Source organism: Microcoleus sp. N9_A2, from assembly GCF_036701775.1.
Classification (GTDB): domain Bacteria; phylum Cyanobacteriota; class Cyanobacteriia; order Cyanobacteriales; family Microcoleaceae; genus Microcoleus.
On the sequence record NZ_JAUBRH010000049.1, the window covers coordinates 1 to 15,019 of the forward strand.

The 15,019-nt window shown below is 46.2% G+C and carries 10 protein-coding genes and 1 other RNA gene; 7 read left to right on the forward strand and 4 right to left on the reverse strand.

Features of this window, described 5'->3' with window-relative positions:
* Positions 1 to 32 precede the first annotated feature (32 nt).
* The gene (gene hemG, locus QUA44_RS22750; RefSeq protein ID WP_333254701.1) at positions 33 to 1,508 is read right to left on the reverse strand and encodes a protoporphyrinogen oxidase; all 1,476 of its coding nucleotides are present in this window, start codon (positions 1,506 to 1,508) and stop codon (positions 33 to 35) included.
* A gap of 859 nt (positions 1,509 to 2,367) precedes the next feature.
* On the opposite strand from hemG, the gene QUA44_RS22755 reads away from it, so the two are divergent.
* The 5 genes from QUA44_RS22755 to QUA44_RS22775 all read left to right on the forward strand — a co-directional run bounded on the left by QUA44_RS22755 (position 2,368) and on the right by QUA44_RS22775 (position 10,777).
* The gene (locus QUA44_RS22755) at positions 2,368 to 6,603 is read left to right on the forward strand and encodes a PAS domain-containing protein (protein ID WP_333254696.1); all 4,236 of its coding nucleotides are present in this window, start codon (positions 2,368 to 2,370) and stop codon (positions 6,601 to 6,603) included.
* Positions 6,604 to 6,707: 104 nt separating this feature from the next.
* Complete coding sequence (gene corA, locus QUA44_RS22760; protein WP_333254694.1) at positions 6,708 to 7,877, forward strand: magnesium/cobalt transporter CorA; 1,170 nt, start codon at positions 6,708 to 6,710, stop codon at positions 7,875 to 7,877.
* Positions 7,878 to 7,932: 55 nt separating this feature from the next.
* Positions 7,933 to 8,366: RNase P RNA component class A (gene rnpB / locus QUA44_RS22765), an RNA gene on the forward strand.
* 277 nt (positions 8,367 to 8,643) lie between these two features.
* Positions 8,644 to 9,357, forward strand: coding sequence for a ribonuclease III (gene rnc, locus QUA44_RS22770; RefSeq protein WP_333254691.1), 714 nt, complete (start codon positions 8,644 to 8,646; stop codon positions 9,355 to 9,357).
* Positions 9,358 to 9,541: 184 nt separating this feature from the next.
* On the forward strand, positions 9,542 to 10,777 hold the full coding sequence (locus tag QUA44_RS22775) for a Gfo/Idh/MocA family oxidoreductase (RefSeq protein ID WP_333254689.1): 1,236 nt from the start codon (positions 9,542 to 9,544) through the stop codon (positions 10,775 to 10,777).
* A gap of 38 nt (positions 10,778 to 10,815) precedes the next feature.
* Here the strand turns inward: QUA44_RS22775 and QUA44_RS22780 are convergent, their stop codons facing one another.
* Positions 10,816 to 12,861 carry a sensor histidine kinase gene (locus tag QUA44_RS22780; protein WP_333254687.1) on the reverse strand — a complete coding sequence of 682 codons (2,046 nt, stop codon included), beginning with the start codon at positions 12,859 to 12,861 and terminating at the stop codon, positions 10,816 to 10,818.
* Between the two features lie 235 nt (positions 12,862 to 13,096).
* Positions 13,097 to 13,363, reverse strand: a complete 267-nt coding sequence (locus QUA44_RS22785) for a hypothetical protein (protein WP_333254684.1) — start codon at positions 13,361 to 13,363, stop codon at positions 13,097 to 13,099.
* Between the two features lie 163 nt (positions 13,364 to 13,526).
* Here QUA44_RS22785 and QUA44_RS22790 point away from each other — a divergent pair, with 163 nt between their 5' ends.
* Both QUA44_RS22790 and QUA44_RS22795 read left to right on the forward strand, forming a co-directional pair.
* On the forward strand, positions 13,527 to 14,186 hold the full coding sequence (locus QUA44_RS22790) for a class I SAM-dependent methyltransferase (protein ID WP_333254681.1): 660 nt from the start codon (positions 13,527 to 13,529) through the stop codon (positions 14,184 to 14,186).
* Positions 14,187 to 14,289: 103 nt separating this feature from the next.
* Positions 14,290 to 14,445: a hypothetical protein gene (locus tag QUA44_RS22795; protein WP_333254679.1), complete on the forward strand. Its 156-nt coding sequence runs from the start codon at positions 14,290 to 14,292 to the stop codon at positions 14,443 to 14,445.
* A gap of 198 nt (positions 14,446 to 14,643) precedes the next feature.
* Here the strand turns inward: QUA44_RS22795 and QUA44_RS22800 are convergent, their stop codons facing one another.
* Positions 14,644 to 14,883: a hypothetical protein gene (locus QUA44_RS22800; protein WP_333254677.1), complete on the reverse strand. Its 240-nt coding sequence runs from the start codon at positions 14,881 to 14,883 to the stop codon at positions 14,644 to 14,646.
* Positions 14,884 to 15,019 lie beyond the last annotated feature (136 nt).

Consider the following 15,019-nt stretch of genomic DNA (forward strand, 5'->3'; position numbering starts at 1 on the left):
ACGAAAGGCTGATTCCTTGCTCCGCCTACACTTTAAGCCGTTAGGCTTTCCGTTTTCGCGGAAACGGGTCGCACGTTCTGCAAATACTCGCCCACTTCTTGTGCACGCTCAAAACCCCTTCGCACGCAATCTCCCAAAGCCACTCCGCCAACGTAGTTGCTGCACAAATACACCCCAGGCAAAGATTTTAAGCCCTCATCGATTTGTTGCAGGCGATCGAAATGACCCAAGTTGTACTGAGGAATGGCCCGCTTCCACACATTCACCGCTAAAACTTTTGGCTGTGGCACATCTGGTTTCAGCAAAATCCGAGATACATCTCGGTGCACCTCCCGAACGATTTCTTCTGAGTCGAGATTGCCAATTCCCCAATCAGTAGCCCCGCCGATGTAACTGCTGAGAGTTTGCCACCCTGCAGGCGCGCGATCGGCAAATAAACTCGATGTCCAAATCGTTCCCAGAGTGCGAATTCCCTGCCCCCTCGGAATTAAATTTCCAAAACCTACTAATTTACCCTTGACATCAGACTGCGGATATGCTAACACAACGCAGGCAACTGTAGGATAAGTAAAAGCTTGTAAAGCGCTGCTAACTTGCGGTTGCAGAGGCTGCAACAAATCGGCTGTAACGTAAGCCGGCGTTGTCAAAACCACGGTGCGCGCCTCAACTTCCTGCTGTCCGTCGGGCGTCGAGAATACAGCAATGTAAGTTTCGCGTTCTGTACGCTGGAGGCGAGTCATGTGCCAGTTGAGTTTCAGTCGATCGCCCAATTGAGCAGCGATCGCCTCTGGCAGAGCCTTCAACCCCCCTTTAAACGACCCCAACTCCCCCGGCTTAGTAGACGGAACATTCGGGTCTGCGGGCATTTTCTTGGGTCTTTTCCTAGCAGAAAGCAGCGCCCCCGCCACCAGCCCGCCACCCACATCAGCCATCTTCGTTACCCGCCCAAAAGCCGCCGCCGCGCTAAGTTGTTGCGGATCTCCCGCATAAACCCCAGAAACAAAAGGTTCCACCAACCGCTGCATCACTTCCGTCCCCAGATGACGGCGGAAAAATTGAGAAACAGTTTCCTCGTCACCCTGCTGCGAAAGTCGATCGCCCATTGCCGGCCCGACAAACCCCAAAGCCCCGAACAATGCCCGCAATTTCCCCGGAAAACTCAGCAACTGAGACTGAATCATCGCCGGTGGAGTCATCGGCACCGGTTGCAGCTTCCCTTGCCAATACACAAAACGAGGCAATTTGCGATCGGCAAAAATCAACTCTTGCTTCAATCCCACATCCACAGCCAACTTCATCAATTCCGGCGTAGGCGAAAAACTGTTCGGGCCCTCCTCCCAGAGAAACCCTTCGGCTGTCACAGTGGTGATGTTCCCGCCCACACGTCCCTGACTCTCAGCGACTAAAATCGCCCGCGGGGATGCACTCGTTGCTTCCTTGTCAAGTGCGTGCGCCAAACTCAAACCGCTAATACCCGCACCCACAATCAAGGTATCTAATAGTTCCATATTACATATTAAAAATATCGCAATCTTTATGTTACATGGCTTTGCACGGCTTGCGTTCTTTGCTGTACTGCCAAACCGCTTTCAGATTACCGAATTGGGAATTGGGAATTGGGAATCGGTAAGCTTTCCGGCCTTTCTTAAGCATTTTTCTAGCAGGTTGTGGATGAGAACCTCTGCCCACCTCCTCGTCTCCCCGTCTCTCCATCTCGCTTTTTTATCCGCTGGGTCTGGTTTAAAAAAAGAGCATCTGCTGTAATTAAGCTATATTCCCAAAAATACTATTTCTTTAAAATTTTTGTATTATAGGGAACAGCGCCAAAAATTGCACCGGGAAACGCAGCAGTACAGTGCCCAAAAAGATTTGATTGGGTTAAACTAACTTTAGGAAAATTTTAGAGCTTAACTTGCAAGTCCGCACCCCGCTCTGAAGAGATGGGGCTTTATGCCCTAATCAAAAGAGAGAGTTGACCAGCTATCGTCTTAACTGATGACGTTATCAAAAATATGGGTGTAAGCCCAAGCTGCTATGCGATCGCGGGTGAAATATTTGAAACGGTAATTGTTCCGTTGAAAGTAGATCCTAAAAGTACCAAGTGACCAAGTAGCCCTGTGTAGGAATAATCAATATTCAAGGCGGTTAAAACTGCCTGATGCGTGCTACCTCGATCGGTCTACTCACATCTTGCACCATTCTCGCTTAACAGGCTTTCCGGCCTGTTCCACAAACAGTTAATTTCTTGTGGGGAGTAGGGGTTGGGCATCCTGCCCGCCCATAAAAGCTTATTGAAAATGGTGCAAGATATGAGTCTAAAGACACGAGGTTTTCATAATACTAAGCTTTTCTCATGAAAAAATACCCATGCAGGAAGTTATCAACTCGTTTCAGTCTTTTTTCTCTAACTCTGTTGATGCTTTCCTAGAGTGCGATCGACAGCAAAAGTACCTATCGATAAATCCTGTCGCTGCTGCTTGGATGGGATTGGAGCCTGCTGAAATAGTCAACCAAACTAATCAGGAATTATTAAAATTATATCCCAATAATGCTGCTGTCAAAAATATAATTTCGCAGATTGATTCTTGCCTGCAACAAGTATTTATTACCGGGGAAAAACGGCTGGCAATTCATGAGGTGACGGCGGCAGACGGCGGGATTAAAATTTACGAAACTGCTTATACGCCAGCGCTGGATGCCTCTAGCAAGCAGATGCGGGTTTTGGGCGTCGGTAGAGATATCACCAGGCACTACCGCTGGCAGCAGCAGAAAACTCAACAGTTACGCCGATCGAACCATTTACTGTTGTTGAATGCAGCTAACAGTCCCCTGGCAATGGTGGGCTGGGATGAAGATTTTCGGATCGTTCAGTGGTCGAAACGCGCCCAAGAACTTTTTGGCTGGACATCCGATGATATGCTGGGCAAGCAGTTCGGCGATTTGGATTTGGTTTGCGAGGAAGATAGAGAGGCTGTAAGCGCGATCGAACTCGAACTAGCCACCGGCAACGGCAATACTTCAATTAACCGCAACTATACTAAAAGCGGACAGGTAATTTGGTGTCGCTGGTTCAACTCAATTATTCGCAGCGGCGACACTTTTACCGTACTTTCTTTGGTGGAAGACATCACAGATCGCAAACGGTTGGAAGCAGAAAAAGCCCAAGCTGCTCGCCTCACAGCAATGGTAGCCGATGTCGGTATTGCCCTCACCAAACACCCTCAAGATATCCTGCTTCCCTGCTGCGAGGCAATGGTGCGAAATCTCGATGTCGCCTCTGTTGAAATTTGGACTTTCAACTCTCAAGGTAATGTTTGGGAATTGCAAGCAGCCTCGGGAATCTACAGCCGCACAGACGATCGGGCTAGCTTTATTGAAAGTAAGGTTAACTCGATCGCCAAACAGCAAAAACCGGAATTTGACTGCGGATTTGAACTGAATAATTTTGGACTCCCAGAGGAAGAATCCCCGAAAGCAACACCGCCACACAGTTCCGAAGTAGCAATTCTCAACACCAGTCAAAAGCCGACAAATTGCCCAATCCCCAAGCAAATTCTTACCTTCGCCGGCTACCCCTTAATAGTCGAAGAAAGGCTGGTGGGAGTCATGGTAATTATCAGCTTCAAGCCGCTGACACCACCTTTTCAGGAAACTTTAGCATCGGTTGCGGATGTCATCGCTTTAGGCATCGAACGCAAGCGTGCAGAAGCTGAATTAAAATCAGCTAGAGGGTTCCTCAATTCCGTAGTAGAAAATCTGCCGGTGGGAGTTTTTGCTAAAGATGCTTCTTCGCTCAAATTTGTGCTGTGGAATAAAGCCGGAGAAACGATCGCGGGTGTTACCTCTCAAGAGGCGATCGGCAAAAATGACTACGATATTTACCCCAAAGAACAAGCTGATGTTTTCGCCGCTCAAGACAGGGAAATATTGACAGGTCATCACAACCAATCTACTGTTAAAGACATCGCCGAAGAGCCGATCCAAACTCGCCACAAAGGTATGAGAATACTGCACACCCGCAAAGTGCCAATTCTCGACGCCGCAGGGCGTCCTCAGTACGTTTTGGGGATTACTGAAGATATTACCGAACGCAGGCAGGTAGACGAAAGCGTGCGCCTCTACGACCAAATTGTGGAGAATATGCAAATTGGTTTGTATGTCTACCATTTGGAAAATATAGACGATGACAGCACGTTAAGGGCGATCGCCTCCAATCCCGCTGCTACGCGGTTTACCGGATTAGAAATGGCGGACGTTTTGGGCATGACAATCGACGAGATTTTCCCCCATTTGCGATCGAAAAACATTCCCCAAGCATTTGCTTCGGTAATTCTGGGCCAAAAAGCCGTAGAAGTTGAAGATATTGACTGCGATGAAGACGGCAGAATAACTCGCGCTTTTTCTATTAAAGCTTTTCCATTACCTAACAACTGCGTCGGCGTTGCTTTTGAAAACATTACAGCTAGCAAGTGTCTGGAATTAGAACTACAAGTAGCTTTGGCACAAACCGAACGTTCCAAAGAACTGCTGCGCACGGTAATTGACAAAACTAGCGACTGGATTTTTGCCAAAGACAAAAAATTTCGCTATATTTTTGCAAACCAGAGTCTCGCTCAAGCGATCGGCAAAACAGTCGAAGAAATACTTGGCAAATCCGATTTAGAATTAGGATTTTCAGAAGAGCTAGTATTTGGGAATCCCGCAAAAAATATCCGAGGATTCCGTGCAGACGACTCTGCTGTACTGGCAGGCGAAACCATCCACAATCCCTGCGAGCAGGCAATTATTGCTGACGGTTTAGTACATATTTTTGACACCCAAAAAGTACCTCTACGCGACGCTGAAGGTAATGTGTTTGCAATGCTAGCTTTCGCTCACGATATTACAGAACGACATGAATCGGAAGCAGCTTTGCGCGGGAGCGAAGCCAGATTTCGCTCTTTGGTAGCTAATATTCCCGGAGTGGTTTATCGCTGGCAGTGCGATTTTTCGACCAGTTTTATTAGCGATGCCGTTTACTTACTAGCGGGCTACGCTGCTGCGGATTTTATTTCGCCTTTGGACAGGGGAAGCCGGACTTTTGCTAGTATTATTTACCCGGAAGATTTGGCCAAAGTAGAAGCAACAATTCGGCAAGGAATAGAAAAACAACAGTCTTATAGCTTGGAATACCGCTTGCTAGCAGCAGACGGCACGCTTAAATGGGTGTGGGATAAAGGTTCTCCAGTGTTCGGCGCAGATGGGAGCGTTTGCTGTTTGGACGGGGTGATTTTTGATATTAGCGATCGCTACTGCGCCGAAGAAGCATTGCGCCAAAAAACTTCCGAGCTGGAAGCAGTTTTTCTGGCACTGCCCGATTTGTATTTCCGAATCAATGCTGACGGCATTATTTTGGATTACTTGTCAGGAAATTCATCGGATTTGTACCTGAGTCCCGAATATTTTGTGGGCAAACGAATGACCGATATATTGCCCGCCACCGTCGCCAGCCAGTTCGAGCTGGCAATGCTTGAAGTTTCAGAAAATAAAACTCCAGTTAATCTAGAGTATTCGCTACTCATGCCGTCAGGAGAAGAAACTTATGAAGCGAGATTCCTGCCTCTTAACTCGAATCAGGCGATCGCGATCGCCCGGAATATTACCAAGCGCAAACAGGCAGAATCTCAATTAAAACAAAAAAATCACGAGCTAGAGCAAACATTGAAACAATTAGGAAGGACTCAATCTCAACTAATTCAAGCGGAAAAAATGTCGAGTTTGGGACAGCTCGTTGCGGGAATTGCTCACGAAATTAATAATCCTGTCAGTTTTATCTACGGTAATATCATTTACGCTAGCGAGTATGCCAAAAACTTGCTGCAACTCTGCAGTTTGTATCAAGAACATTACCCGGAACCTGTTTCTGCGATCGCGGAGTTTGCTGAGGAAATAGAATTGGAATTTATGAAAGAGGATTTCCCGCACCTGCTGAATTCAATTGAAACCGGAGCCGATAGGATTCGCGAAATTGTTCTGTCTTTGCGAAACTTTTCCCGCCTGGAAGAATCAGCTCTTAAGCGTGTTGATATTCACGAAGGAATTGACAGCGCTCTGTTAATTTTACAACACAAAATTAAAGAAAATGGCAAAAATCGGCAAATTGAAATAGTTAAAGAATACGGAGAAATACCATTAATACAGTGCTACGCCGGACAGTTAAATCAAGTGTTTATGAATGTAGTAAGTAATGCCATTGATGCTTTGGCAGATGTCAGAAATAGAAAGTTGGAATTGGCGAGTGCAACGGATGCGGAACCGCAAAACTTTCCGAGTTTACCTTTGGGTTGCGACGCATTGCCTTGGATTCGGATTCGCACGGAGGTTGTGGAGAACAATCGGGTGGCGATCGCAATTTCAGATAATGGCCCAGGAATGGCAGAGTCTGTCAAATCTCGGATATTTGACCCGTTTTTTACTACTAAACCAGTAGGCAAAGGTACTGGTTTGGGACTGTCTATCTCCTATCAGATTGTGGTGGAAAGACACGGGGGCACGCTGCGCTGCATTTCCGCGCCGGGAGGGAGGACTGAATTCGCGATCGAGATTCCAATTCGGCAAAGGTAATTAGTCAGTTGACTGTTGACTGTTGACTGTTGTCATTGGGAATTAATCGTTTTACGGGAAAGATGATAACCTAATTAAAGATACTAAAAGTCAGGAAGATCAACATGGTATACAAAGAGATAAATACTTCTAGTGCTGTTGCCAAACCAATTAAAGATAATGATGATGATGATTCCTACGTTGACTATTTTTACGACGTTCCGGGGGCGCTGCCGGGAACTCTCGACTTAGAACCGGATGCGCCGCCTCCCGAGATTGTATTAATTGACTATTGCGCCACAGCAGCTACTCGTGCCAACTTGGCAAATCCTCGAAAAGCTGCTGCGTATTTAGATACAGCATCTGTTTCTTGGGTTGATATGTTGGGATTGGGAAACAAAGAAACTTGGCGGCAAATGGGCGAAGTATTTAATTTGCACGTAATGGCTCAGGAAGATGTAGTTAATGTTCCCCAGCGACCGAAAGTTGTAGACTATGAAGAACACCTTTTAATCATTGCTTGGATGGTGATGATAAAGCCGGATTCAGAGAATTTTCATAAAGAACAAGTAAGTTTTATTTTGGGCAAGCATTACCTGTTAACTGTTCAGGAAGAACCGGACTATGATTGCTTTGAACCCGTGCGCGATCGCATTCGTAAAGGACAAGGAATTATCCGCAAGCACGGAGCAGATTATCTGGCTTATACTCTGTTAGATTCGATTATAGATGGATTCTTCCCAGTATTAGAAGTGTACGGAGAGCGCATTGAAGAGTTAGAGGATGAAGTGGTGGTGAACCCCACCCGCAGAACCCTGGAAAAAATCTATAAAATCCGGCGAGAATTGCTGACGCTGCGCCGCGCAATTTGGCCACAGCGGGATGCAATTAACTCGCTAATTCGAGATAGCAGTGATTTGATCAGTCCAGAGGTGCGAATTTACCTGCGCGACTGTTACGATCACACGGTGCAGGTGATGGATATGGTGGAAACCTATCGAGAGTTGTCTTCGGGTTTGATGGATGTTTACTTGTCTTCGGTTGGCAATAAAATGAATGAAATCATGAAACTGCTGACTGTGATTTCTAGTATCTTTATTCCTCTCACTTTTGTGGCTGGAGTATACGGGATGAATTTCAATACAGAGAAATCGCCCTTGAATATGCCAGAACTGAACTGGTATTTTGGCTATCCGCTTTGTTGGGCGGTGATGGTAGCGATCGCATCGAGTTTAGTTTACTTCTTCTGGCGGCGCGGCTGGTTTGAAAACTTTTCTACTATTAAAGATGACTGAAATCTAAAATCCTCAATTGATTGACGAACGATCGCGTACAATAAGTCTGGGGAAAAAAGTAGGCGCAGGCGGTTGCGGATTGGCGAAAGCTGGTCTGAGGAAAGTCCGGGCTCCCGAAAAACCAAACTTGCTGGGTAACGCCCAGTGCGAGCGATCGTGAGGATAGTGCCACAGAAAGATACCGCCCCCCGATTTGAGATTGGAGATTAGAGATTGGAGATTGCATCAAAAATCGATCGTCAAAAATTGCAAGTTGTTAGGGGGTAAGGGTGCAAAGGTGCGGTAAGAGCGCACCAGCAGCATCGAGAGGTGCTGGCTAGGTAAACCCCGGTTGGGAGCAAGGTCGGAGGGACTACGGTTGGTTTTTTACCAGTTCCGTTTTTTGGTACCGCTTGAGGCGTTTGGTAACAAACGTCCCAGATAGATAACTGCCATCGAAAAGTGCTTGCATTTGAGAGAACAGAACCCGGCTTATGTCCGACTTTTTCCCCTCCAAAAATCCCAGAGTGGGAGAGTGGGAGAATTTTTATATATTATTTTTAGAATCAAGTGAGATATAGCAATTCGATCGCGTTGTGAGGTATGCGGGCTGCTTCCTGTGCCCGCGAGGCTTATGCGCGACAGATAGCCTCATGTTACCGAGATTCGGCTATAGATTTCCAATTCCCAATTCCCAATTCCCTGTTTGGCCAATTCCCAATTCCCTGTTTGGCCAATTCCCAATTCCCAATTCCCAATTCCCACTTCCCTGTTTGCCCAATTCGCTATGAATATGCTTTATCCTGGTCGCCAAAAGCAACTTGAAACATTAATTGAAAAGTTGGGACTGTCGAAAGATGCTTCGATCAAATGGCATCTCGTCGATTTAGCTTTGACTCATGCGAGTGCGTCTGCTAAGGCAAATTACGAGCAGCTAGAGTTTGTCGGTGATGCTGTGGTGCGACTGGCTGCGTCTGAATTGTTGTTTGAGATTTATCCTGACTGTACGGTGGGGGAATTTGCGGCTATTCGATCGATCTTGGTGAGCGATCGCATTCTTGCTAAAATCGCTGAAAGTTACGGGTTCGATCGCTATTTAATTGTTTCCAGCAGCGCCGCCTCGGACAAAACAGGCGCCGAGCCCCGACTGGCCGATGCTTTGGAAGCCTTACTCGCCGCGCTTTATTTGAGTGCCCAGACGTTAGAATTAATTCGCCCTTGGCTAGATTCTCACTTTCAACGTTTAGCGGCGGAAATTCGCAGCGATCCGGCCCGCCAAAACTACAAAGCTGCTCTCCAAGAGTTGACTCAAGGCAAATACAAAACTTTGCCCAAATATAGCGTGCAAGAAACCGGGACAGTGCAGGGGGGCGAGGATCGTTTTACGGCAGAAGTTCACATTCAGGGAGAGTTGGTAGCAGAGGGAAAAGGTCGATCGATCAAAGCGGCGGAACAAGCAGCGGCTCAGGCAGCTTTTTGTCAGTTGACAGTTGACAGTTGACAGTTGACAGTTGGCAGTTGACAGCTTGCCCTGAGCTTGTCGAAGGGTTGACAGTAGTCAGTTGGCAGTTGACAGTAGTCATTGGGAATTGGGAATTGGGAATTGGAAATTTTTAGTATTAAAAGAAACCTAAAAATTACCAATTATGTTATAATTACTGTGCGATTTTTGAAATTTATAATTAATGAAAATCGGAATAGCTGTATTGGGTGCAGGTCGCTGGGGAGTTAACTTAATTCGCAACTTTCTCGAACATCCCAACAGCCAAGTTTTAGCGGTGGTAGACCCGAATCGAGATTCATTGGCTGCAGTTCAAAAACAGTTTAATCTCGATGCCTCGGTGATTCTAGCTACCGATTGGTCTCAAGTGCAAGCCTTGCCGGGACTGGAAGCTGTGGCGATCGCCACTCCAGCTTCCACGCACTACACCCTCGCAGCAGCAGCCCTGCAAAAAGGCTACCACGTCTTAGTAGAAAAACCCCTCGCCCTCAACCTCAGTGAAGCAATAGAACTCTGCCAATTAGCCGAAAAACAGCAGCGGCAACTCTTTGTTGACCACACTTATCTGTTTCATCCAGCAGTCGATCGCGGCCAAACGATTATTCAACAGCATCAACTGGGAAAATTGCGCTACGGTTACGCCCAGCGCACCCATTTTGAACCGGTGCGGCACGACGTTGATGCCCTTTGGGACTTGGCTATTCACGATATCGCTATTTTCAATACTTGGTTGGAACAAACGCCTATTCAAGTAAGCGCGATCGGCACTGTATTTCCGAAGCAAGAAGGAAGGAAGAAGGAAGAAGGAAGAATAAAGAAGGAAGAAGGAAGAATAAAGAAGGAAGAAGGAAGAGGGAAGAAGGAAGAGGGAATAAATAAAGAAGCAGCAGCAGAAATAAAAAATCCATTTGCTCCTTCACTGCTGACTGTTAATCCTGCAGAAGGACTAGCAGATTTAGTTTGGGTAACGCTCACCTATCCCGACGGATTTCAAGCATTTATTCACCTGTGCTGGCTAAATCCCGACAAACAACGGCGCTTAACAGTTGTTGGCAGTTTGGGAACCTTGATTTTTGACGAAATGTCGCCAGAAACTCCTCTGATTGTGCAGCGTGGCAATCCAGATTGGGGAGGCGAAGAGAATAACTCTTTTGAAAGTGCGTTAGCGAAGCCCGCCCCTACGGGAGGCTCATCAACGAAGAGGATCGCGCCACAGCCAACCAGCATCAGACACCGCGAAGTGTTGAGTTTAGAACAAGTAGAACCGCTGAGGCGAGTGTGCGATCGCTTCCTCAACTGCGTGCAAACAAATACCCCCTGTCTTACCTCTTCGGGCGCGGCCTCCGTCGAATTAATCCGCATTCTCAGCACTTTGAGCAAATCCCTCGAACTCGGTGGACAGCCCCTAATACCATTTTAGATTTTAGATTTTAGATTTTAGATTGGGAAAATCACTCCTCAACTTTTTAAATTTCCCTTTTCCGTTACTAAGTCCGGGCTCTGAAAATAAAAACTTGACTGCTGATTGACAGGCAAAGAAATCATCACCGTAGTACCTTGATTCACGCCCGCGCTGTGCAGGGTAATGCTTCCGATCATAGATTCCATTATCCTTCGCGAGATAGCCAAGCCCAAACCGTTACCGCCAAACCTGCGAGTTGTAGAACCATCAGCCATCACAAAAGGTTGAAACAATTTCTGCTGGTGTTCGGGATCAATACCAATTCCCGTATCTTTAATTGTCACCACCACCCAATCGCTTTGACCGCTGGGGCTAGTCGTACTTTCACCACTGCCGTTAGAACTACCAGAATTAGTCCTCGATTCTAGCCGCACATATATATTAATGCTGCCCGACTCTGTAAACTTAACGGCATTGCTCAAAACATTTAAAAACACCTGTTTTAGCTTCTCGGGATCGGCATGAACAATAATCGGATCATGAGGCTCTGGCAAACTTAACTTCAAGCCTTTTTCCTCGATTGGAGTCGCTTGCAAATCAATCGCGTCTTCAAGTACCTGAGTAATATCAACTACTTCTAACATCATGGAGAACGTGCCGGATTCTATTTTAGCAATGTCCAAAATATCATTAATAATATTGAGCAATTGCATTGACGAGTCGTGGGCCCGCTGTAAAAATTCCATTTCTTCATCTCGGTCATCGCAGTAGCCGTCCCGCACAATTTGAATAAAACCAATAATCCCGTTGAGCGGCGTTCTCAATTCGTGAGAAATATTCCCCAAAAATTCATTTTTTAATTGATTGGCAACTTGCGCTTCTTTGGTTGCGAATTCCAATTCTCTAGCCCAGGATCTGAGGCGCTGCACCATGCTGTTGAGTGCTTCTGATAGCTGATTGAATTCCCTAATTTGGAAATCTTGGGGCACTGTCTGCGACGCTTCTGTATCTACTTTCATCGCGTAGTCTCTCAGTTTTTCCACAGGACGCGCCAAGTCGCGAGACAGATATAAAGTCGCGATGATACTAGCAGCAACCAAACCTACAATTAAATTAAATAAAACTTGCTGAATTTCTTCCAAACCTGACAGAGCGTAATCTAAACGAGAGACTGCTAAAATAATCCACTTCCTGTTCTCCTGTTTAGTTGAAGGACTCGGGATAGCAGCATATCCTGCTAGCAACTCTACACCATTTCTTTCAAAGGAAAATAGGTGGAGAAAATCTTGTCCGCCGGCGATCGCCCTTCTGACAATACTTTTTAGTCGATCGGCATCTGCCTCTTGGGCGATATTGCGGCCCACGCGGTTGATATTCGGGTGCGCCAAAATCGTTCCATCTTGGTCGATCGCCACCGTATAGCCGGCTAGAGAACCCTTGGGAGCGCTGGTTTGCACAGGCAGGGCCGACTGCAAACTCAAAGCATAACTCAACTGCAGGCTATTGCCCCGACGAATGTAAACAGGAGCACTCAACACCAAACTCGCTTGGCTATCGGAGCCTTCTTTTCCCGCATCGGGAAAATCCTCAGCCCCCAAAGCCACCTTCTGATCGTTTGCTGTCCCCTGTCGCTGCTTGGGTAAGGACAGACTGATGTAAACGCTCTTGTCGTCCAGCAGCGTTTGCTGCTGCTGTACGGGCGGCCAAAATTTTGCCGGCAACGACTGAATCGGCTGCTGCCCACAAGTGCTTGCTATCACTTGATTTGTCTTTAAATTAGTCAATTGCAAGCAATCAACCTGCGCTGGCAACCGCTGCCCTAATTGCGCGATAAACTTTTGATAATCCTTCGGACTTACAGACTGCAACATCGAGCTTTCCGAAGCGCCGATCAGATTCGACTTCAGCGATTTCGCCCACTGTTCAATAGTTTCTGCTTTTCTGACTGCACTTTCTTTCAAGTTTTGACGAGCAGTTTCCAGAAGCGTCGAGCGTGCCTTGCGATAGGTAACATACTCCCCCACCAGTAGAACAGGTACGCTGAGCAACAAAATCCGCGACAGTAAAATACGGCGAAAGGAGGATTGACCTAACTTAACCATAGGAAATATCTAAATTAAGGTGCAACACCCAACAGCGACCATTAAAGTGAAATAAACCAGACCGAAAGCATGAATCTGTCTAGGGGACTCTGCTGACTGGACAACACAGCTTCAGAACAACATTTAAACACAATTATAGAAGCCACTGTAGTAATCTCGATTCTAAGTCTGTAGACCCAAAGATGCTCAGCAATTTGTTTCGCAAATGCCTGTGATTTCGGTCACACTTCCCTTCTCAATTTTCGGAGCGACTGGCACCGGATCGCCCCAGGGCACATTTTTCAGGCTGGAAAAAGCGTCGGGTGGACATACCGTAGTTGCTTGAAGCTAGAATCGCATAGATGCACTTGCCCCAAATTAACAGGCAAAAAGTTCGGTTTCCGGCTAGTGTACAGAGAGAATTCTTGCTCGATCGGACTTTTTCTTTCCGAATGCCTTCGAGAGATGGGCCAGAGATGGGCGATGCAAGATTTTGCACCCTGTGAAAGATTTCTTTTGCCATCCGGTTGATTCGGTGACAATAATTCGCCTGTCAAAAAAAAAAGAATGAGACGATCGAGCTGCCGATCGACTCTGACAACCCTAACGTGGGGAACCTTGGCCCAAACAGTGTACCCACGCTCCGTAAATTCGCGGTCTCGGCAATAATCTCCATAGCTTAATCGATGAAAAAAAACTTTAGCAATTATACGTATTATTACACAAACAACCGTCCGAGATATCATCACGCTTATTTGATATCTCCCCTTTTAGAAATGCTGGCGATGCTTCAGCAGACCAGCAAGACAAAACTCCGAGTTTTGGATCTCGGCTGCGGCAATGGCAGCCTCAGTCACGTTATCGCAGAGTACGGCTGCGAAGTTGTCGGCGTTGACACTTCGGCGCCCGGAATTGCCATCTCCCGTCAAAGTTTCCCCGAGTGTCAGTTTATCCAAGCAGATATTTACGACCTTCCAGATACCGATATTCTGAACTCATTTGATGTTGTCTTAGCTATTGAAGTAATCGAACACTTGCTTTATCCTAAAGAACTAGCAAAAGCTGCAAAAATATGCCTCAATCCGGGAGGAAGACTAATTATTTCCACACCCTATCACGGCTACTTTAAAAATTTGGCTTTAGCGGTTTCTGGCAAACTAGATAAACATTTTACCGTTCTTTGGGATAACGGCCACATTAAATTTTTTTCAGTAGAGACGCTCACCAAGTTATTAACATCTGAAGGATACACCGACATAAAATTTAATTTTGCTGGTCGGTGTCCCTATCTTTGGAAATCAATGTTATGCTCTAGTACGTTCTCGCCACAAGCAGAGAAATTATGAGTTTTGATTTGTGATGTTTCAGCCAATTAATTTTTATCAATAAACGACCAGCGCTCATGAAAAGTAAAATATAATTTTATGGTGAAATGGTGAAACAAATAAAATGACTGTTGGCGTTTGGATATTAGGCGATCAACTTTGGCAGAACCAAGCTGCTATCAACCGCACCGATGATAAATCTTCCCTACTGGGATTTCCTAGCGCGCCACCGGGAAAAACTTCAGTCGATCGGTCGCATGAGTTTACTCTTAACCAATAGACCTCTTGCATAAGTCCTTTTAATCAAATTTTCGGACGATGCTCAGAGCAACGTCCTAATTATTTTTGCAAGAGGTCTAATCTCGACAAAATGCCGCCGACAGAATTGGCAACCATCGGGCAAAAAGCGGCAGAGTGGCACTTAGGAAGTCATTAGTCAGTAGTCAGCAGTCAGTAGTCATTAATCATTTGTTATTTGCTACCCATGCCCCATGCCCCATGCCCATGCCCCATGCCCTTTGCAATTCTTATTTTTTCCCTGACTTTTCCCTAAACATTCCACAGCGTTTCCACAGGCAAGTCTGAGGTTTTCCACAGATGCGACAAAGTTTTCCACAGAAATTAACGGCACGGTAGCATCTTGCTGCGGAATTGGGGATTTCCTTAACTTGCTGCCTAATTCCTCATAAACCGCCCAACACATAAAGATATGTAACAAAAAATCCCCTGAAAAGCTGATTATTTGGTAAACCTTTTTTTTATCTAAAGGACTTTGTAATATTTCGCAACATTGACAAACCCACCCCCTCATAGCGCACAATGATGCGACCGACCTAAAAAAAAGCGCTCTGATT